Here is a 17,729-nt window from a genome sequence, read left to right as displayed (position 1 = left end):
ACAAGCAGCGGAACACCGTCGAGCGCCTGATCAACAAGCTTAAGGCCTGGCGAGGCATCGCCACCCGCTACGACAAATCGCCCGAAAGCTACCTCGCCGGCCTCCACCTCCGCGCCGCAATGATCTGGATCGACGACCTACTCAAGACCAACGAATGATCAGGACATCACACAGGCCCTAGTCGTCGTTTGCGGCACCGCGATCGGGTGCGCTCATGTCCCCTGTCGCGGGAGTGCCGCGGGCAAGCCCGTAGCGCAAGTACACGGTGCCCTTCGGGCTGGCCACCGGGGGTGCGAGGAGCGTGACGTTGGTGGGCACCGCGCCATCGTCGAACACCTTCTTCCCGACGCCGAGCACGATCGGGTGCAGCCAGAGGTCGAGACGGTCGAAGAGCTTCTCCCGCAGAAGGGTCTGCACGAGGTTCAGGCTCCCTACGACCTTCACGTGCTCGTGCCGCTCACGGATCTCACGCACCGCGTCGGCGAGGTCCGGGCCGAGCTGCGTGGATCCGGCCCACGAGAGGTCGGGCCTGCCGCGCGAGGCCACGTACTTCGGGACACTGTTGAAGAGCCTGGCAAACTCGCTGTCCTCGCCACCCTCCTGGTGGGGCCAGTAAGCGGCGAAGATGTCGTACGTCCGCCGACCGAGCAGAAGGGCGTCCGTGCCCTCATACGCGGCATCGATTTGCGCCCCGGCGACCTCGTCCAGCAGGGGCGCCTGCCAGCCGCCGAACGGGAACCCCACCGGATCCTCGTCGGGGCCGCCGGGCGCCTGCCCGACGAGGTCGAGGGTCGCGAACAGCTCGATATCAATGAGGCCCATGGCTTACTCCCGATGAGTCGGTTGTCCCCGTCAAGAGATAGACCTACGGGCGCCCTCAGACTCATCGCCACGACGGAACCCGGTTTCACCCAGTCGAGGGTTAGACGGTCCGGCCGAAGTAGGCGGCGAGCCGGTCGAGGGCCGGCGCCCCGCTCAGCCGAGGCGGGTGAGCCTGCTGACGAAGGAGGGCTCCGGGAGGGCGTTCTTGACGGCCACCGGCACGCTCTTGGCTCCTTCACCGTCGCCGGCCTTCAGGGTGGCGACCTCCGTGCCGGCCTTCGCCTTGTGCGGCAGTGGCGAGGCGCCGGCGGCCGCGGCGACGGTGAGCTTGAACTGCTGGCCCGGAACGCCGATCACGTTCAGATCCCTGGTGGCCACGAGCGGGGTGCGGCCGCCGAGGCCGTCGTCCACGTGACCGACCGTGTCGCCCTTGCGGACGAGCGGGGTGGACGCCAGGGCCGTCCGCACCGCTTCGATGATCCTCTTGCTGTTCGTCTGTACCAGGGCCAGGCTCTTGGTCGCGTTCGGGTCCGGGCCCTCCACGCGCTGCTCCATCAACGTGCCGAGGATCAGCGGGGTCTCGTCGCCGACCGACTTGTACGCCGCCCACATCAGTGCTCCACCGGCCGGTGTGCTGGAGCCGGTCTTGATGCCGCGTACGCTCAGGCCCTGCACACCGAGCAGCTCGTTGTTGTTGATGAGCGGCTGTGCCAGCCCCTTGATGGGTGCGCTGGGCATGGCGACGATCGCGCGGAAGACCTCGTCCTTCATCACCGCCTCGGCCAGCTTTACCTGGTCGGTGGCGGTGCTGACGGTGCCGGCGTCCAGGCCGCTGGGGTCCGTGTACGTGGTGTCGTTCATCCCGAGGTCCCTGGCGGCGGCGTTCATCTTGTCCACGAACGCGGCCTCGGAGTCGCTGCCGGTGTCCCAGCGGGCCAGCAGTCGGGCGGCGTTGTTGCCCGATGGAATCATCAGCATCTTGAGCATGTCCTGCTGGCTGAACTTCGTCCCGGCGGTCAGCCCCTGGATCCGGGACTCGTTCTCGGCGTTGCCGTCGGCCACGGCCTTCGCGTCGATCGTGATGTCGGGACCGGGATCGTTCTTGCGCAGGGGGTGGCCCTTGAGGATCACGTAGGCCGTCATCACCTTGGCCACGCTGGCCGTGGGGACGGGCTTCTGCTCGCCGAACGTGCCGACGTCGCCGGAGCCGGGGACGCGGACGGCTCCCTGGCCCTTGGCGGGCCAGGGGATGGAGAACTGCCCGTCGACGGTGTCATCGGTCTCGGTGGCGACGACCTGGGGGGTGGGGAGCGGACGCAGCAACTGGGCGCCGGCGTAGGCCCCGGCGAGGAGCAACAGGATCGGCGTCCACACCTTGATGCGGCGCAGCGCGGTCCGGCGGGGGGTCTCCGGCGGGGCAGGAGTGTTGGTGAGCTCGGCCAGCAGATCCAGCGGTGGCTTGGGCGTCGCGGGCGCGGGGGCCTGGGGTTGCGGCTCGGGCCGCGCAGCGGCGGGCGCCGGCACGTCGAGCGGCTTGAGGGCGACGAACTGGCTCGTCCGCTCGGAGTCGCTGTCCTGCCCCCGAGCCCATGCGGGCACCTTCCGTGCTTCGCCCTCGGCCGTGGGCTTGGGCTTGGGCTTGACCTCGGTGCTGGTGTCGGTGGTTGTGCCGGTGTCGGTGCTCGTGTCGGCGTCAGTGTCGCGCTGGTCACCAGGGGCGTCGGAACCGTCGCCCGGCTCTTCGGCGCCCTCTGCTCCGACCGAGGGCCGAGCTTCCTTGTTCGCATCGCGACGCGCCTTGCTGCCATCCCTGGACGTCTCCGTCGCGGCGTCGGCTGTGGGTGCTGGAGCGGCCCCGGCCTTGGTCCCGTCATCCGGCGCTTCCGCGCGCGTCGTGGGCTTGGTCCCGGCCTTGGCGGTGTCGCGTACCGGCTTGCTGAGCGTCAGCGTGCGGTCGGCCTTCTCGTCGGGCTGGGCTGGAGTCCCGGTGCGGTGCGTGGGCGCCTCATCCGACTCGGGCGCGGTGGGCCGAGGGCCGCCTCCGGGTTCGCTGCTCGCCGCGGCGGCGTCGGGTGCGGGCGCCTCGGCGTCCGGGGCGGGCTTGGAACCGGCCTTGGAGCCCGCCCCCACCATGTTGGATGTGGGCTCGGTGAGCGTCAGCTTGCCGGCGGCCTGCTCGTTGGCTTCGGTCTCAGGGGCGGGTCGAGTCCCGCTCTTGGGCTTCTTGCCCGGCGCGGAGGCCTTGGGCTCGGGTGACGTGGCCTCCGTGTCATCGGCCCCGGTGTCGCTGTTGGGCTTGGCGGCCGTACGTGCGGGCACGGCGAGAACTTGCGTGTCGTCGGCTCCCTGCCCGGCCTTGGCTTCCGTGTCCTTGTCCGCCGCGGCCGCGGGCTCGGCCTCGGTGCCGGCCTGGGCGGCCCCCGCTTCAGTGTCCGCGTTGTCCTCGGCGGCGGAAGGAGGCTCAGCCGCGTTGTCCGCCGTGGGCCGCGCCACGGCCGGCGAACGGTCGGTCGTTCCCCCGGGTTTGATTTCGGCCTTGGCCTTGGGGGTGTCGGCGGGCGTGGCAGTACGGCGCGCGGACTGCGTGCGGCCGGTCGTCCCACCGGTTTCGGCCGCGGCGTTGGCGTGGCTGCCGGCCGAGGACCCAGCCTTCGCGCCGCTGCTCGCGGCTTCGGTCCCTGCTGCGTCAGGCTGGGGTGCGGGCGTCGAGACCGCGCCCGTGCGGTCAGCCCCGGCATCTGTCTCCTGCCGGGCGGTATCGCGCGCAGGCTCGGGCTCACCGGCCTCGGCCCTGTCTTCGGGCTCATCGCCCGGGGAATCAGCGCCGCGGGTGAGGAGCGCGCCGTCGGCATCGGCCTCGGTGACGTCCTCAGTGTCCTCTTCCCTGGGTGTGTCGTCGGGGGCCGCCCCTGTGGTGGTGGATACCTCCCGCTCCGGGTCGTCCGAAGAACCGCCGGCCACCGTCATCGCCTTCATCCCAGCCCCGCCTTGCCGCTCACACTGTGCAGATACCGTGCGGCGATGCCCTGCGGAGCGTCGCCGCACTGCTAGACGTACGCAGCGCACGGCTCGTTCCACCTGCTCGATCTTGGGATGGTTCGGCACCACATGCCGGACGAGTTCCGTTCCCGCGCCGCGGCCATGACGAGGCCGATGAGGCGGTGTCCTCCAGCCGCCCTGTCTTTACGTCACCCGTCAAACCGGCCGTCACCGTCGCGGGCGGGCGGCCCTGTGCGGCACGGCTTCCCGCCCGGTGGGCACGTGGTCGTGCTCGCAAGAGGAGGTGAACCGCCAGGCGACCGTCGGTACGAGAAGGCTGCAGCCGCCGGCTTCGAAGGCCGCCTGGTGGAGCCCGGCCACGACGGGCCGAGAAGCCGAGAAGGGGTGGACCCGCCGGTCGGCGGCCGCCTCCGTCACCGACAGCGCGCGATACCTGTGACCGGTTTCGTGGGAAGGGGGTAGAGCACGCCGGTGAGCTGCTCCGAGAGGCTCCACAACCGGTGTGCCGTGGTGGGGTCCTGGATGGCGCGCTCCCGGCTGCGGAGGACGGGTTCGCCGCGGAGCTGGAACGGCCCGTCGGGTACGACGTAGCTCCCTCCGGGCAGATCGGGGACGGTCGCGGCGTACAGGGAGGTCTTGGCGCCCTCCGGTGTGGGACGGAAGGCGCTGCGCAAGAGCAACCGCATGAGGGTCGCGTAGGCGCGGCCCCGGGTGCTGTTGGCGCCGCCGGTGAGTACGTTGGAGCGCGTGAGTCCGGGGGCGACGGCCATGCTGCGCAGCCTCAGCCCGGCATTGTGGGCCCTTCTTTGCAGTTCCGTGGCGAAGTACAGGTTGGCCCGCTTCGACTGCAGGTAGGCGAACATCGCGCGGTAGCTGCGCTCGGCGTTGAGGTTGGTCACGTCGAACCGGGCGAATCGCTGGCCCTCGCTGCTGACCGTGACCACGCGCGGGTCCGGGGCGGTCAGCAGGTGCGGCATGAGGAGGCCGGTGAGCGCGAACGTGCCCAGGTGGTTGACGCCGAACTGGGACTCGAAACCGTCGGTGGTCCGAGAGAACGGCACCATGGCGATACCGGCGTTGTTGACCAGGAGATCGAGCCGGTCGTGACTCCAGTCCTCAGCGAACCGACGGACGGACTTCAGGTCGGCGAGGTCGAGCAGGCGCAGTTCGGCGTGGGCGTTGGGGACTTCGGTTCGCAGCCGCTCCAGCGCGTCCTGCCCGCGCTCGCGACTGCGGCAGGCGAGTACGACATGGGCGCCGCGACGGGCGAGTTCGCGAGCGGTGACGTACCCGATGCCGCTGTTTGCGCCGGTGACCACGGCCCGGCGCCCGGATTGGCCGGGGATGGAGTCCGGCGTCCAGCGTTCGTGCAGGGAGGCTCGGGCGGACGCCCGGAGGTGAGGGGTCATGGGACCTCGATCCGTGGGTGGGTCAGGAGCATGGGGGCGCAACAGGCGCACCAGGACGCAGGAGTGCGCAGGAGGGCGCAGGCGCATTGCAACTTCGAGTTGCAATATGCTGATGCTGTCGTAAGTCCGCCACTAACGCAACCAGGAGTTGCAATGGAGTCCTCCGGGTCGTCCTCAGGGCGTGGCCCCGCTGTCGGGCGGGGCAACAAGATGCGTGCCGCCGTGCTGGAGGCGACCGTCACCGAGCTCACGGAGACCGGGTACGCCGCACTGACCGTCGAGGGCGTCGCCCAACGGGCCGGCGTGCACAAGACGACGATCTACCGGAACTGGAAGACCTCCGACGGCCTGATCGCGGACGCGCTGACCCGCCACTTCGCCACCGCCATCACGATCCCCGACACCGGGGCGGTGGAAAGCGACCTGCGCGCACTGACCCGCTCGCTCGTCACCACGATGACCACACGCGCGGGCCGCGCCCTGCTGGCCACCGTCCTCTCGGACGCCGGGCGCCTGCCGCAGCTCACCGAGATCAAGCGCGCACTCTTCGAGGACCGCTTCCGGCGGGCGGAACCCGTGGTGACCCGAGCCGTCGAGCGCGGCGAACTGCCCACCGAAACCGACCCCGACGAACTCCTCAAGGCCCTCGTTGCGCCGATCTACTTCCGCCTCGTGTTCACCGACGAACCGGTCGACGAGACGACTGCCGACCGGGCAGTGGCCGTTGTCCTGGCCGCCGCGCACGCCCGCGCGCTGCCGGCTACATGACCGAACCCGAGCGCAGGGGCGAGGAGCTCGGCGGCGGGTGCGGGCGCAGCAGCGCGGCTGGGGAGCGCACCGGCCTTCGGAGCCGCCCTTCCCTCGCCCGCGCTGGTCCGCCGCCCACATCGGCCGAATTTCCCGGTCCGTCAGGCGCGGCTCCGTGTCGTTTCCGGCTCGCGCAGCGGCGCTGCCGCGCGGCGCGGGAGCAGTAGGGGCGTCGCCAGGAGCAGTACGCCGGCCAGGCCGATGGCCGTACGCGGGCCGAGCAGGGCGCCCAGCACGCCCCAGACGGCCGTCAGGAGCGCGGTCGAGGTCTTGGTCGTCACCGCCCAGGCGGACAGCGTGCGGGCCACCCGGTCGGACGCGGTGCGCTCAAGGCGGTAGGTGGCGTAGACGGGGTTGAAGACCGCGCAGCAGAAGATGATCCCGAACTCGACGCCCATCACCAGCAGCAGTCCCCCGGTACCCGGCCCCGGGAGGGCCAGCCCGATGGGGCAGAGCGCGCGCAGCGTCCCGGCCGCGACCAGGACCCGGTGCTGCCCGAATCGGGTGGCGAGCGGTCGGGCCAGCCGTGAACCGAGCAGGCCGCCGATGGAGGGCACGGCGAAGGCGAGGCCGTACTGCCATGGGGTGAACCCGAGCCGGCCGAGCATCAGGACGACCAGCAGCGGCTCGGCGGCCATCAGCAGGCCGTTGAAGCAGGCGGTGTTGAAGAACAGCGGACGCAGCGTCGCATCGGCGAGGATGTACCGCCAACCGTCGAGCAGGTCCCCGGCCCGCATGCGCGCGGCATCCGGGCGCTCGGGCCGCGGCTCGTGGCCGCCCGTCGCGCGGATGCCCAGGGCCGAGAGCAGGTAGCTGACCGCGTCGGCCACCACCGTCGCCACCGGGCCGAGGAGCCCGATCGCCGCGCCGCCCAGCGGCGGTCCGATGATCGTGGTCGTCCAGGTCGTGGACTCGAATCGGGCGTTGGCGACGAGCAGGTCCTCGGCCGGCAACAGCGTCTTCAGGTACGCGCCGGAGGCGGCGCGGAAGGTGATGTCGGCCGCCGCGACGACGACCGAGACCAGCAGGAGCTGAAGAAAGCCGAGCACGCCGAGGGCGAAGGCGGTGGGGATCGTCAGCAGCGCCGCGAACCGCACCAGGTCCATCGCGATCAGCACCGGCCGCTTGCGGCGGAATTCCACCCAGGGGCCGAGCGGCACCGCCACGGCCGCGCCCACCGCAGCGCCCGCGGAGGACAGCGCGGCGACCTCGGCCGGTCCGGCGTGCAGCACCTGGACGGCGATCAGCGGGAAGGCACCGAAGGCGAGCCACGTGCCGAGCGCGCTGGTCCCGTACGCGCCCCAGAGCCAGCCGAACCGCCGGCCCAGACGGTGTCCGAGCAGATGTCCCCGCCGGCGCCCGCTCCTCATGCCCGACACCCCTCACCACTCACCCGCACGATCATCCGCGACCGGAAGCATCAAAGCGGGCAGCAGGCCTGGGGACCAAACGACCAGCCTGCGGACCGACGACCAGAGGGACAGCGATCACAACGAACGGTTGTGTCGTGAAGGCATCGGCCTGCCGCGTCGGCCGGCTGCCGCCCGGAATGGCGTGGTCGTCCCGGGCCGGGCAGGGTGGTGCTGCCCCCACGCCCTTCGCCTCGGACGTCTCGGAGGTACGTCGATGCCCCAGAAGGCAGTAGCGGTGCCAAGTCCGCCGAACGCCCGGGCCGGCACCATCACGGTCCGCGGCCGCTCCGGCGACCTGGTTCGGCTGGGGTCCGTCGCCGCCGGGTACGCCGTCGTCCAGCTCCTCCTCGCCGTACGGGGCACCGGCCTGGGGTGGGATGAGACGGTGTACGTCAGCCAGGTGTCCCCCGCCTCCCCGGCCGCGTTCTTCAGCGCTCCCCGCGCCCGCGGGATCACCTACTTGGTGGCCCCGGTCGTCGCGATCACCTCCTCCGTACTGGCGCTGCGGGTCTACCTGGCAGTTCTGGCGGCCGCGGGACTACTGCTCTCGCTGTGGGTGTGGAGACGGCTGCTTCCCACCCCCGTGCCGGCTCTGGCGGGGGGCCTGTTCGCGGGGCTGTGGACGACCGTGTTCTACGGTCCCCAGGCCATGCCCAATCTCTGGGTGGCCTTCGGGGCGCTTTTCACCGTCGGGTGCTTCCTGAGGGCTGCCCGCCATCCCGCGGACCGCCTCGCCCTGGCCGGCGTCGCCTCGGGGGTGGCATTCACCGCACTCATGCGGCCCGGTGACGCGGTCTGGCTGGTCCTGCCTCTGCTCTGCGTCGCGCTGGCCGTTCCTCCCTGGCGACGGGCCGCCCTTGCGGCGGCGCTGGTCGTCGGCCTCGTTGCGGGCTGCGCGGAATGGGCCGTCGAGGCCCACCTCCGCTACGGCGGCGTCCTGCCCAGGCTGCGAAGGGCCAGTGAGATCCAAGGCGGTCTGGGCTGGAACCCGGCGTTCGCCGACCAGATGCGCTCGCTCGACGGGCGGACCCTGTGCCGCCCGTGCGATGTGCCGTGGTCCCGGCCCGTCACGGCCCTGTGGTGGTTCGCCGTGCCACCGCTGACCGCGGGCGGCCTCTTCGTCGCATTCCGCAGCGGGAGGCTGAAGCAGGTCGCCGTGCCCACTGCGGTCGCGCTGTTCCTTGCCGTGCCTTACCTCTTGATGATCGGATATGCGGCTCCGCGTTTTCTGCTGCCCGCATACGGGCTGCTCGCCCTCCCGGTCGCACTGGGCCTGGCACGGCTGATCACCGCGTGCCGCACCCGCCCGCTGGCCCTCGGCGCGCTCTGTGCCGCCCTGGTCGCCCATCTGGCTCTGCAGTTCGCGATCGCCGGTGGCGCAGCGGCCCGCAGCCGCGCCGACCGGGCGGCATTCACCGCAGTCGCCGGCGAACTCCGCCGCCTGGGTGTGCGCCCGCCATGCGTCCTCAGCGGCACAGAGGCGGTCCGTGCCGCGTTCGCCACCGGATGCGCCGCCCGGCAGGTGTACGGGGGCCACGACGGCAGCATCACCGCCCGCGGGCTCATCTCCCTGGCGCGGACCCGACCGACGGCAGTGCTGGTGTCGGGTGGCCTTCAACCACCGCCTTGGGCTCACGACTGGCACCCTCACCCGCTGCCCGATTTGCCGGGCCGGCCCGGTTACCGCGCGTACCTGGCACCCTGGGCGCGCCAGGAGCCGATGCCCGCCCCGCCAACTGGGGCACTCCACAAGAGGGATGCGATAGGCTGAACGCGTTCAAATCGACGAGGATCGAGGAACGCATGGCAGTCGTCGCGGACACCGCATCGGGCGCAGGGCGAGCCGGCAGGGCGGGGAGCCGTGCCGCTCACCCCTGGCAGACGAGGATCGGGCTGACGGCTCTGGTCCTCCCGCTGCCCTGCGCCCTCGCGGTCGCCGTCGATGGCGGGCCGGTCTTCCTGCTCGTCGTCCCCGCGCTCCTGCTCGGGGTGCCGCTCATCCTCCGTGGGAACCGTGCCTGGTTCATGACGTCCTGTGTGGTCGCCGCTGTCCTGGTACTGGGGTGGTCGGTCATGGGCGTCCTCGAAGGAACCTGGATGTACCTGCCGTCGACGCCCCTGCTGATCTGTGCAAACTTCGCCGATCCCCGCGCATACCGGACACCTGCGACGATCGCCACTGCCCTGGCGTGCCTGATCTCCGTACCGTGCGCACTGCTCGCCTACACCGCCGCCATGACGCTCATGAAGCCGTAGGACGGGGCCGCTCACCATCGAGGACTCGGACGGCTACCGCCTGGTGCTCTGCTCCCGTGCCGGGTGCTGAGCCGCCGGGGTCGACAGGCCCGCCTCCTGGGCATCGATGAGCTCGTCCCAGTGCTCACGCGTCCACGCGCACGCCGCGTCGAGGGGGCCCAGCAGCCCGCGGCCGAGTGCGGTGAGCGCGTACTCGACGCGGCGCTCGGGCGTCTCGTGCTCGGTGCGGACGACGAAGCCGTCGCGCTCCAGCCCGCGCAGCGACTGGGTCAGCGACTTGGAGGTGATGCCGCGCAGCGGGACCTTCAACTCCGAGAAGCGGCGCGGGCCGCCCTCCAGGCAGCGGAGGATCAGCGTGGCCCACTTGTCGCCGATCCGGAACGGCACCAGCGGCGAGGGGCAGACGGGGTCGAACATCTCTGGATGCAACGGCTCGCTCATGATCCACACGGTAGGCCGGTATCCGGTCGGTGACCAACCCTCCGCGGCACCTGTCCCGACGGCGGCCACGGGTAACCGGGACATCGGCTGCCATTTCACTCGGGCGAGGGATCGACGCCTCATCCTGGCCGAACCGGGCGGCATCGCGGCACGGCGCCACCGTGGTGGCACGCGGGCCGCGCCGCGCAGCCCGGCCGGGGGATCAGCCCCCGATGGGCCGGAAGATCCCGCCGGGAATGACCACCGGACGGTCGATCGCCTTGAAGCGGTACTCCATGCTCACGTCGTCGATCAGGAACGGCATCCGATTCGCCGAGTCCTCGATCGCCATGAAGCTGATGTTCACCTTCTGCGGAGACGAACTGTAGAAGGCGTCGGGCAGCGTGACCGTCACCTTCTCGTAAGAACCGCTGGTGCCCGCCTTGTTCATGCGGTCGTGCAGCTCGTAGGGCGTGCCGTCCTCCGCCGTGGCCTCCACGATCAGCTGGCGGAAACCGAAGCCGCTCGCCCCGCCGCTGACCACGTCGCTGCGCACCCAGAACGACAGCACCGGAACCCGGTACGCCGGGACCGTGACCTGCTGCGAGATGCGGCTCACGCCGGTCAGGCCCTGACCGCCCAGCTCCGCCTTGCCGGTGCCCGAGTGTGCCGGCCACGCGGAGGCGTTGTTGATGGGGTGCCCTGCGAACGGGGTCACCTTCTCGTTCCAGGACAGGTTGCCGCTCTCGAAGCCGGGATTCACGATCTCGGACGTGCCCGCGCTGGCGGTCGGTGCGGCCATGAACATGCCTGTGGCTGCGACGGCGGTGGCGGCGGCGAGAATGCTCGCTCTCCGCGCTCTATTTCTCATGGGTCTCCTGGCTGTTTCTCGATTCCGAACGGGGACGCGCCGCAACAGCCGGGCGGCCGGCCGTCCCCCGCACGCCCCTGACGACATGTCAAGAGATGCTGCGGCGGGCCCTGCCCGAGGAGTACGGTGGTCAGCCGCCTCAGCCGCGGCGCACACTGTAACGCCTCGGTGTGACAATCCGGCCAGGGGCCCCGGTCGGCCGGTTCTGGCACTTGTCCTACGGGCCTCCAAGCCCGGCATGACTTCTCCCCCGACCGCTCACGGGAGCGCAGGACGCGTGCGCCCGGTGTCACGGGCCCGAAGATGGGCACGAGCGGTTGCATGACTCTGTTGCTGCTGTTCCTGCTGCCTCTCGGGCTGGCCCTCGTGCTGCTGACGACCGGCGAACCGCACAAGCACGGCCGGCACCGCCACCCCCGCTGAACACCCGCCCGGACCTGTACGCGCCGCGCGCCGTCCGGCAGCCGCGTGCCGTGCTCGCGTCCTGTGGCGGTTCGCTCTGCCGAAGCGGATGACGTCGGTGGACGGTGCCGGCCCCAGTGGCCCTGACAGCCCCGCCGCCGCGGCCCTGCGGTCTCTCGCCCCGGTGAGGAACCCGACCAAGTGGCGCCGGGCAGCGGCGCGGGTGGTGGCCGTACGTACGCCAAGGGGCCGGGCGCTGCGTGCTCGGTGATGGCGGCGGTCCTGCATAACCGGCCCCGGCCGCGGGCTCGGCGCGGCCCCGTCTCCACGCATCCGTGAGTGCGCGCCGCGCAGCCGCCGTCGCGGGTCGTCGGCTCGCCGTCGTCGCGAACGCGGCCGCTCCGCGGTTACGTTCCACCGACCGGCCAAACCCGGCCCTGGAGGGCCGGGTTGGCCTGCGAGATCCTCCGTCAGGCGGTGCAGCGGATCATGGTCAGCGGCCGGTTCGCGGCGTAGTCCGCCCAGAAGTCCTCACCGAACTCCTCCACCCCGGCTTCCGAGACGTCCAGCGGAACCCACTCGATCCCGGTGAACCCGGCAGCCGTCAGTGTGTGCTCGTACGTCTCCTTCGACGGCGTGGTGGCCTCGAACGAGACCGGCGGATCCAGCAGGGCCGTGAGCCGGATCCCCCGGCCGATCTCGTTGTCCTTGCCGGTTGCCTCGCACAGGAACCCGTACTTGGCCAGCGACGGGCCGTCGAAGTCGAAGCCCGGGTCCTGCACGAACAAGAAGAACCCGCCGCCGGGAACGAGGCTGCGCCGGACGTTGCGCATCATCTGCTCGATCTCGGCAACGTCGCTCGCGTAGTTGAAGGCCTGCACGGCCACGGCGACGTCGAATGGTTGATCGAAGTCTCGCAAGGTGACCGTGTCACCGACTTCGTATTCGACGCCGAGGGGCTCGGACTGCTCGCGGGCCTCGGCGGCGTCGATCATCGCGCTGGAGATGTCGAACCCGAAGACACGGGACGCTCCGCGGCGCTTGAGCTCGCGGCTGTAGAAGCCGGTACCGCAGGCGACGTCCAGTACGGACTTGCCGGTGACGTCGCCGACCAGGGCGAGGAAGCCCGGTACCTCGGTGTAACGAATGATGGGCAGGGTCTTGAAGCCTTCGAATGCTTCGCCGATGCCGTCGTACAACTGACCACTCATCGTGGCGTTTCCCCTCGATTTGTGGCGTCGGCTCCCAGAACGAGCCGCGGCCCTCGGCAGGAAGTCTCCTCCGTCATCCAGGGGACTTCGTACTGGTGGAAGGTACAAATATGCGGGGGGCATGACCGAGGTGAGTCCAAAAGGGCCAGCGAGCAGAAGCGGCAGAAGAAGGCGCTGCGGAGCGGGCGTTGGAGGAACGGCGCAAGACGCTGCTGGATGCGGCCGACGCCGGAGTGGTGCGGGAGCCCGGCCTTCCGTGGAGGCGGACACACCTGACCGGACCCCGGCGTCCTCCGCTTCTGGAGATCACTGCAAGGCTGCCGCCAGCAGCGCGGCCGCATCGGCGATCAGCGGTTCATCGGCCGGCGCGGCGGGATCGTGCTGGGTGGAAAGGACCGCCATCGTGATCGGTCCTCGGCCGGGCGGCCAGGCGATGCCCACGTCGTTGGTGGTGCCGTAGCCGCCGGTGCCGGTCTTCTCCGCCACGCTCCAATCCTTCGGCAGGCCGGCGCGCAGCCGGTTGCCGCCGGTCGTGTTGCCCAGCAGCCACCCGGCCAGCCGCTCCCGATCCGGCGTACTGAGAGCATCCCCGATGGTGAGCCGGGCATAGGTGCGGCCGATGGCCTGCGCGCTCGTGGTGTCGGTCACCCTTCCCGGCTCGCCGGAGTTCAGTGCGGGCTCCCACCGGTCGAGCCGGGTCACCCGGTCGCCGAGGGACCGACAGAAGCGGGTGACCGCGTCCGGGCCGCCGAGCTCACGCAGCAGGAGATTGGCGGCGGCGTTGTCGCTGTGGTCGATGGCTGCCGCGCACAAGTCCTCGACGGTCATGCCGGCTTCGAGGGTCTCGGACATACCTGTGACCGGCGCGTAGCCCGACTCCGTGACGTCCGTCTTCGTGTACCGGATGCGCTTGGCGAGAAACCTGCCGTCGCGGTCGAGGTCCCTCAGCACCGCGGCCACGGCGATCGTCTTGAAGGTCGAGCACATGGGAAACAGCTCGTCCGCGCGGTACAACACTGCCCTGCCGGTGACCGCGTCAGCCGCGAAGACGCCCAGTCGTGCCGAATGCGCCCGCTCAAGTGCACGCAGCCGGCCGGCGATCCCGTCCTCCCCGGCGCCCTTCGCGAAGGCCCTTCCCCCCGGGGGGAGAACGACAGCGAGAGCGGTCGCGGCAGCCCCGCCGAGGATCCGACGCCGACCGGGGAGCACATCCATGAGCACTTCCTCTTGTTCGTGTGGCCGCCCGCGACCAACAGCCCTCTTTTTCTGGGCAACCCATCCCATTCATCCCCTATGGGGACGCGGCTCCACACGGAATCGTTCCGTCCTGTTGACTGCCGCAATCGCCGGGCAGCTGCTCACCTCCTCTTCCCCAGACCCGACCGGGCGTACGAGCGCGGCCGGTGAGCCGGCCGGCCCCAGCCCGGACCTGCGACGGCGCGCTCCCTTGCCCCCGGCCCTTCCTGTTACGTTGCCCGGTGTGGTGTTCACTGCTGTGGTGATCGGCTGCCGATGAGGGCAGCACAGGGTTTGCCCGTCACGATCGTGGGTGCCTGCCTGCGGGACGGCCGCGGCGGGAGCCCGACCGCGGTGCTGGAGGAGACGGCGCTCGGTGACGACCAGCGCCGCCGTGTGCCGGAGCTGGCCGGGACTTCGCACGCCGTCTTCGTCTCCCCGCCCGGCCGCGGGCCGGACGGTGCTCCGGTCTCCTTGCGCTTCTTCACGTCCGAGGGGGAGCTGCCCGCCTAATCAGCTCCGTTGCCGGTCGATATCCTGCGCGGCATGATCACATCGTATGAGGGCCTTGACGATGCCGGGGTTGCGACGGCAGCGGTTCGTGCCGGGATGGACGTCGTACGCGGCTCGTACGGCCGACGGCTCAACCGCATAGACAAGGGCGCCGGAGACTTCGCCACCACCGCCGACGTCGAGGCCGAGAAGGCGATCCTCGGCGTCATCCGTGCCGCTCGGCCCGACGACGCCGTGCTCGGGGAGGAGGGCGGGCAGCAGGGTGCTGCAGAGGCTGCACGGCAGTGGCTGGTGGACCCGTTGTGCGGCACGCTGAACTACGCCGTCGGCAACATGCTGGTGGCCGTCAACGTGGCGCTGCCCGGCGGTGCGGCGGCGGTGGGAGACCCGTTCAGCGGCGAGGTCTTCTGTACCGACGGTGCGACCGCCTGGGTGCGGCACGACGACGGCGACGCAGAGCTGGTGCCCACGCCCGCCACCCACCTCGTGGACGTCAACCTGGACCCGCCCTTTCCCGGCGCGCCGGCGTTCCGGGCCGTGGACCTCTTGGCCCACCCCGAGTTCGTCGCACGTTTCCGGCCCCGGGTGGTCTCCACGACACTCGCGTTGGCCTGGGTCGCCGCCGGCAAGCGGGCCGCGTACGTCACCGATGGCGGAGATCTGTCGCAGAGCGTGCATTTCGCGGCCGGTATTGCTCTGTGCCGAGCCGCCGGCTGCGTTGTCACCGGAGTCGACGGCGCCCCGATCGGAGAGGCCGGCCGCGGGCTCGTCGTGGCCGCCGATCTGGAGACTCACGAGCGGCTGATCTCGATGATTTCCGGCCGAGGCGGGCGCCGCGCCTGATTGGTCATCCCGCATGCGGGGCCCTTGGACCCGGCTCCGCGCGGTCCGATGGCGCCGGTCAGCTGACGCCGCGCCGCCGACGGCGGCGTTGGCCGACCTCGCCGGGCTCCGTCCGACCGTGGTGACTACGCCACCGGGGTCGGTCCCGGACACCGCCCTGCCCGGCGTCTGACCCGCGCGCAACCGACCGAGCAACCATGGCGGTATGGCAGCTGCGACGCGCGCCACGCCGCCGGACGGCGATGAGGCGGTGCACGTCCGCCGGACGCGAGGAGGAAACGCCGTGATCGTCGACTGTGCGCACTACCGCGACGGGCGCCGGCAGCAGGAAGGCCCGATGTCGCTGGAGCAGGCGGCCGCATGCCGAGAGCAGGGCGGCTTCGTCTGGCTGGGGATCTTCGAACCCGGTCCCGAGGAGATGGACAAGGTGCGGGAGAGCTTCGGACTGCACGAACTCGCCGTCGAGGACGCCCAGACCTTCCACCTTCGCCCCAAGGCCGAGCAGTACGAGGACGGCACCGAGCTGATCATCCTGCGCACCGCACGCTACGACGACGAGCGCGAGGAGGTGGACACCGGCGAGATCAGCATCTTCCTCTCCGAGCGCTTCGTGATCACCGTGCGCCAGGGCATCGCCAGCGAGCTGCACGGGGCCCGCAGCCGGCTCGAACGCCGACCCGAGCTGCTGCGCACCGGCAGCGTCTCGACCTTGTGGGCGATCCTCGACCAGGTCGTCGACAGCTACGCGCCGGTCGTCGCGGAACTCGACCGCGACATCGAACAGATCGAGGCCACCGTCTTCTCCGGGGCGGTCGCCCCGACCGAACGGATCTACTTCCTGAGGCGTGAGGCCACCGACTTCTACCGCGCCGTGCACCCGCTGCTCACGGTCCTCTCCCGCCTGCTCAAGCCCGGCAAGTCGCCGTCCGAACTCCTGCCGTACTTCCACAACGTGCACGACCACCTGCTGCTGGTCAACGAAGAGGTGGCCGCCCAGCGCGACCTCCTGGCCACCGTCCTGGAAGCGAACATCGCGGTGATCTCCGTCGAGCAAAACAAGATCAATTTGCGGCAGAGCGCCACGATGGAGCAGCTCACGATCCTCGCCACCGTCTTCCTGCCCCTGTCCTTCGTGGTCGGCTTCTTCGGCCAGAACTTCTCCTGGCTGGTGGGGCGGATCAGCGGCTTCACCGCGTTCCTCACCCTCACCGTCATCGGCCTGCTGCTGCCGTGCCTGGCGCTGTACGTCTGGCTCCGCCGCCGACGGCACCCGGCGGAGCCCAGCCCGGACATCCCGGCAGGCCTGCGGGACGGACACCCGTAGTCCCGGTCGCCCGAGTCCCCCTCCGGAACGAGGGCAGGACTTGGTCGGCGCGGGCGGGCTCCGGCTGCGGGCCCCGCTGCAGCGGCGTGGCTGCGGCGTCAGCCCCGGGCGGCGACCGCCGCCTCAAGGAAGGTCCAGCCGTCGAACCTCGCCTCCCGCCTCTCCCCCGGTTCCCACCCGCGGGCCAGTGCGGTGTCGAGCAGGAACCGTACGGTGCCCGGTTCGTGCAGGTTCAGGGCGCCGACACCGACGGCCCCCACCTCGCCCGACCCCGTGGTGAAACCCGAGACGTACCGGCCGGGGCCCTCGTCGAAGACGAAGCGCAGCATGCCGCCGGTGGCCGACGGATGCGAGCGCAGGGTGAGGGTCTTGCGGCAGCCGCCGTTCTCCAGCACGCAGTGGCCGTGGCGGACCGTCCACATGTAGGTGCGCCCGTCGGCGACGAGCCGGCGGGACTTCTTCGAAGAGCGGGGCATGCGGCCGAGCCTATGCGGGCGGGCACGAGGATCCCCAAGGGGTTTCCTCCACCGCCGAAGCGGCGCACTCGGGGTTCGGCACGATAGCGTGATGATCATGGCGGACTGGGGATCCGGGCCGCTTTGGCGGCGGACGTCGAGGCGGTGGCCGAGTTGCGGGCCGTGGTACTGCGGGCGGATCTGGAACGGTGCGACCGCGAGGGCACCCTGGTCCGGCTGAACGTCCTGCAGGGCAGTCCGGCCCGGCGGCTCTACGAACGGCACGGGTTCACAGGGGAGGCCGAGGATCCGGTGGACGTGTTCATGGTGCGCGAGCCGACCTCGACCGTGCACGACTCCTGATCGGCGCCGTTCTTCGGGCGGTAGGACATCCGACCACCACGTCCCGCCCACCCCCACCGTGCAGAAGGCAGGGCGGACACCGGATCGCTCGTCGTCGCAGCGGACGCTAGGGCCTGTGTGATGTCGTGATCAGTTTCTGGGTTCTGCCTTCTTCGCGGAGTCGAACCCGGTAGGACTGGGGTCGTGACACGCAGGCAACTCACCAATGCCCAGTGGAAGTTCATCGAGCCGTATCTGCCGATCGGTAGGTACGGCCCGTACCCGGAGCGGTTGCGGGAGCAGTTCGAGGGTGTGGTCTGGCGGTTCCGGTCCAGTGCCCAGTGGCGGGAGATGCCTGCCGAGTTCGGTCCCTGGGCCACCGTCTACGGACGCTTCCGCGTCTGGC

17 protein-coding genes and 1 pseudogene are annotated in these 17,729 nt (G+C 70.8%); 9 read left to right on the top strand and 9 right to left on the bottom strand.

Translation table 11 applies throughout. The annotated features are described in order from the left end of the window. Positions 1 to 158 (top strand): annotated as a pseudogene (locus tag AB0B01_RS29390) (IS5/IS1182 family transposase); the annotation flags it as partial. 19 nt (positions 159 to 177) lie between these two features. Here the strand turns inward: AB0B01_RS29390 and AB0B01_RS29385 are convergent. From AB0B01_RS29385 to AB0B01_RS29375, 3 genes are all read right to left on the bottom strand, one after another. Next, positions 178 to 822 (bottom strand): dihydrofolate reductase family protein, encoded by a 645-nt coding sequence (locus AB0B01_RS29385; RefSeq protein WP_361725527.1) that lies wholly within the window; start codon positions 820 to 822, stop codon positions 178 to 180. Positions 823 to 975: 153 nt separating this feature from the next. Beyond that, entirely contained in the window at positions 976 to 3,798 is a 2,823-nt protein-coding gene (locus AB0B01_RS29380; RefSeq protein WP_361725524.1) for a serine hydrolase, read from the bottom strand. A gap of 437 nt (positions 3,799 to 4,235) precedes the next feature. Further along, positions 4,236 to 5,231, bottom strand: a complete 996-nt coding sequence (locus AB0B01_RS29375; RefSeq protein ID WP_361725521.1) for an oxidoreductase — start codon at positions 5,229 to 5,231, stop codon at positions 4,236 to 4,238. Between the two features lie 210 nt (positions 5,232 to 5,441). Between AB0B01_RS29375 and AB0B01_RS29370 the strand changes: the two genes are divergently transcribed. After that, positions 5,442 to 5,999 carry a TetR/AcrR family transcriptional regulator gene (locus tag AB0B01_RS29370; RefSeq protein WP_361725518.1) on the top strand — a complete coding sequence of 186 codons (558 nt, stop codon included), beginning with the start codon at positions 5,442 to 5,444 and terminating at the stop codon, positions 5,997 to 5,999. Between the two features lie 140 nt (positions 6,000 to 6,139). Here the strand turns inward: AB0B01_RS29370 and AB0B01_RS29365 are convergent, their stop codons facing one another. After that, positions 6,140 to 7,408 carry an MFS transporter gene (locus AB0B01_RS29365; protein WP_361725514.1) on the bottom strand — a complete coding sequence of 423 codons (1,269 nt, stop codon included), beginning with the start codon at positions 7,406 to 7,408 and terminating at the stop codon, positions 6,140 to 6,142. A gap of 277 nt (positions 7,409 to 7,685) precedes the next feature. Here AB0B01_RS29365 and AB0B01_RS29360 point away from each other — a divergent pair, with 277 nt between their 5' ends. Both AB0B01_RS29360 and AB0B01_RS29355 read left to right on the top strand, forming a co-directional pair. Further along, positions 7,686 to 9,221 carry a hypothetical protein gene (locus AB0B01_RS29360; RefSeq protein ID WP_361725511.1) on the top strand — a complete coding sequence of 512 codons (1,536 nt, stop codon included), beginning with the start codon at positions 7,686 to 7,688 and terminating at the stop codon, positions 9,219 to 9,221. A 32-nt stretch (positions 9,222 to 9,253) separates the two neighbouring features. Next, entirely contained in the window at positions 9,254 to 9,706 is a 453-nt protein-coding gene (locus AB0B01_RS29355; protein WP_361725508.1) for a hypothetical protein, read from the top strand. Between the two features lie 33 nt (positions 9,707 to 9,739). On the opposite strand, the gene AB0B01_RS29350 is transcribed toward AB0B01_RS29355, so the two are convergent. The 4 genes from AB0B01_RS29350 to bla form a co-directional block, all read right to left on the bottom strand. Then, entirely contained in the window at positions 9,740 to 10,147 is a 408-nt protein-coding gene (locus AB0B01_RS29350; protein WP_361725506.1) for a helix-turn-helix domain-containing protein, read from the bottom strand. 202 nt (positions 10,148 to 10,349) lie between these two features. After that, positions 10,350 to 10,928, bottom strand: coding sequence for a hypothetical protein (locus AB0B01_RS29345; RefSeq protein WP_361725503.1), 579 nt, complete (start codon positions 10,926 to 10,928; stop codon positions 10,350 to 10,352). 941 nt (positions 10,929 to 11,869) lie between these two features. Beyond that, on the bottom strand, positions 11,870 to 12,610 hold the full coding sequence (locus tag AB0B01_RS29340; RefSeq protein WP_361725500.1) for a methyltransferase domain-containing protein: 741 nt from the start codon (positions 12,608 to 12,610) through the stop codon (positions 11,870 to 11,872). Between the two features lie 306 nt (positions 12,611 to 12,916). Continuing rightward, positions 12,917 to 13,825, bottom strand: coding sequence for a class A beta-lactamase (gene bla / locus AB0B01_RS29335; RefSeq protein WP_361725533.1), 909 nt, complete (start codon positions 13,823 to 13,825; stop codon positions 12,917 to 12,919). Positions 13,826 to 14,122: 297 nt separating this feature from the next. On the opposite strand from bla, the gene AB0B01_RS29330 reads away from it, so the two are divergent. The 3 genes from AB0B01_RS29330 (at position 14,123) to AB0B01_RS29320 (ending at position 16,526) form a co-directional block, all read left to right on the top strand. After that, positions 14,123 to 14,359 (top strand): hypothetical protein, encoded by a 237-nt coding sequence (locus AB0B01_RS29330; protein WP_361725497.1) that lies wholly within the window; start codon positions 14,123 to 14,125, stop codon positions 14,357 to 14,359. A 33-nt stretch (positions 14,360 to 14,392) separates the two neighbouring features. Then, on the top strand, positions 14,393 to 15,202 hold the full coding sequence (locus AB0B01_RS29325) for an inositol monophosphatase family protein (RefSeq protein WP_361725530.1): 810 nt from the start codon (positions 14,393 to 14,395) through the stop codon (positions 15,200 to 15,202). 205 nt (positions 15,203 to 15,407) lie between these two features. Continuing rightward, on the top strand, positions 15,408 to 16,526 hold the full coding sequence (locus tag AB0B01_RS29320) for a magnesium and cobalt transport protein CorA (RefSeq protein ID WP_361725494.1): 1,119 nt from the start codon (positions 15,408 to 15,410) through the stop codon (positions 16,524 to 16,526). 98 nt (positions 16,527 to 16,624) lie between these two features. On the opposite strand, the gene AB0B01_RS29315 is transcribed toward AB0B01_RS29320, so the two are convergent. Beyond that, on the bottom strand, positions 16,625 to 17,002 hold the full coding sequence (locus AB0B01_RS29315) for a hypothetical protein (protein ID WP_361725491.1): 378 nt from the start codon (positions 17,000 to 17,002) through the stop codon (positions 16,625 to 16,627). A 123-nt stretch (positions 17,003 to 17,125) separates the two neighbouring features. On the opposite strand from AB0B01_RS29315, the gene AB0B01_RS29310 reads away from it, so the two are divergent. Both AB0B01_RS29310 and AB0B01_RS29305 read left to right on the top strand, forming a co-directional pair. Further along, positions 17,126 to 17,344: a hypothetical protein gene (locus AB0B01_RS29310; RefSeq protein WP_361725488.1), complete on the top strand. Its 219-nt coding sequence runs from the start codon at positions 17,126 to 17,128 to the stop codon at positions 17,342 to 17,344. Between the two features lie 183 nt (positions 17,345 to 17,527). Further along, positions 17,528 to 17,729: transposase (locus AB0B01_RS29305; RefSeq protein ID WP_361725484.1), on the top strand; the 202-nt coding region annotated here is incomplete at its 3' end.

The sequence above is a fragment of the Streptomyces sp. NPDC044571 genome (assembly GCF_040647115.1).
In the GTDB taxonomy this organism is placed as follows: Bacteria; Actinomycetota; Actinomycetes; order Streptomycetales; family Streptomycetaceae; genus Streptomyces.
This window is presented reverse-complemented; position numbering and strand designations above follow the sequence as displayed.

Excerpts from the sequence above, each read along its gene's own strand:
- AB0B01_RS29385 (WP_361725527.1), bottom strand. The coding sequence starts at position 822 with ATGGGCCTCATTGATATCGAGCTGTTCGCGACCCTCGACCTCGTCGGG.
- AB0B01_RS29380 (WP_361725524.1), bottom strand. The coding sequence starts at position 3,798 with ATGAAGGCGATGACGGTGGCCGGCGGTTCTTCGGACGACCCGGAGCGG.
- AB0B01_RS29375 (WP_361725521.1), bottom strand. The coding sequence starts at position 5,231 with ATGACCCCTCACCTCCGGGCGTCCGCCCGAGCCTCCCTGCACGAACGC.
- AB0B01_RS29370 (WP_361725518.1), top strand. The coding sequence starts at position 5,442 with ATGCGTGCCGCCGTGCTGGAGGCGACCGTCACCGAGCTCACGGAGACC.
- AB0B01_RS29365 (WP_361725514.1), bottom strand. The coding sequence starts at position 7,408 with ATGAGGAGCGGGCGCCGGCGGGGACATCTGCTCGGACACCGTCTGGGC.
- AB0B01_RS29355 (WP_361725508.1), top strand. The coding sequence starts at position 9,254 with ATGGCAGTCGTCGCGGACACCGCATCGGGCGCAGGGCGAGCCGGCAGG.
- AB0B01_RS29350 (WP_361725506.1), bottom strand. The coding sequence starts at position 10,147 with ATGAGCGAGCCGTTGCATCCAGAGATGTTCGACCCCGTCTGCCCCTCG.
- AB0B01_RS29345 (WP_361725503.1), bottom strand. The coding sequence starts at position 10,928 with ATGGCCGCACCGACCGCCAGCGCGGGCACGTCCGAGATCGTGAATCCC.
- AB0B01_RS29340 (WP_361725500.1), bottom strand. The coding sequence starts at position 12,610 with ATGAGTGGTCAGTTGTACGACGGCATCGGCGAAGCATTCGAAGGCTTC.
- bla (WP_361725533.1), bottom strand. The coding sequence starts at position 13,825 with ATGGATGTGCTCCCCGGTCGGCGTCGGATCCTCGGCGGGGCTGCCGCG.
- AB0B01_RS29330 (WP_361725497.1), top strand. The coding sequence starts at position 14,123 with ATGAGGGCAGCACAGGGTTTGCCCGTCACGATCGTGGGTGCCTGCCTG.
- AB0B01_RS29325 (WP_361725530.1), top strand. The coding sequence starts at position 14,393 with ATGATCACATCGTATGAGGGCCTTGACGATGCCGGGGTTGCGACGGCA.
- AB0B01_RS29320 (WP_361725494.1), top strand. The coding sequence starts at position 15,408 with ATGGCAGCTGCGACGCGCGCCACGCCGCCGGACGGCGATGAGGCGGTG.
- AB0B01_RS29315 (WP_361725491.1), bottom strand. The coding sequence starts at position 17,002 with ATGCCCCGCTCTTCGAAGAAGTCCCGCCGGCTCGTCGCCGACGGGCGC.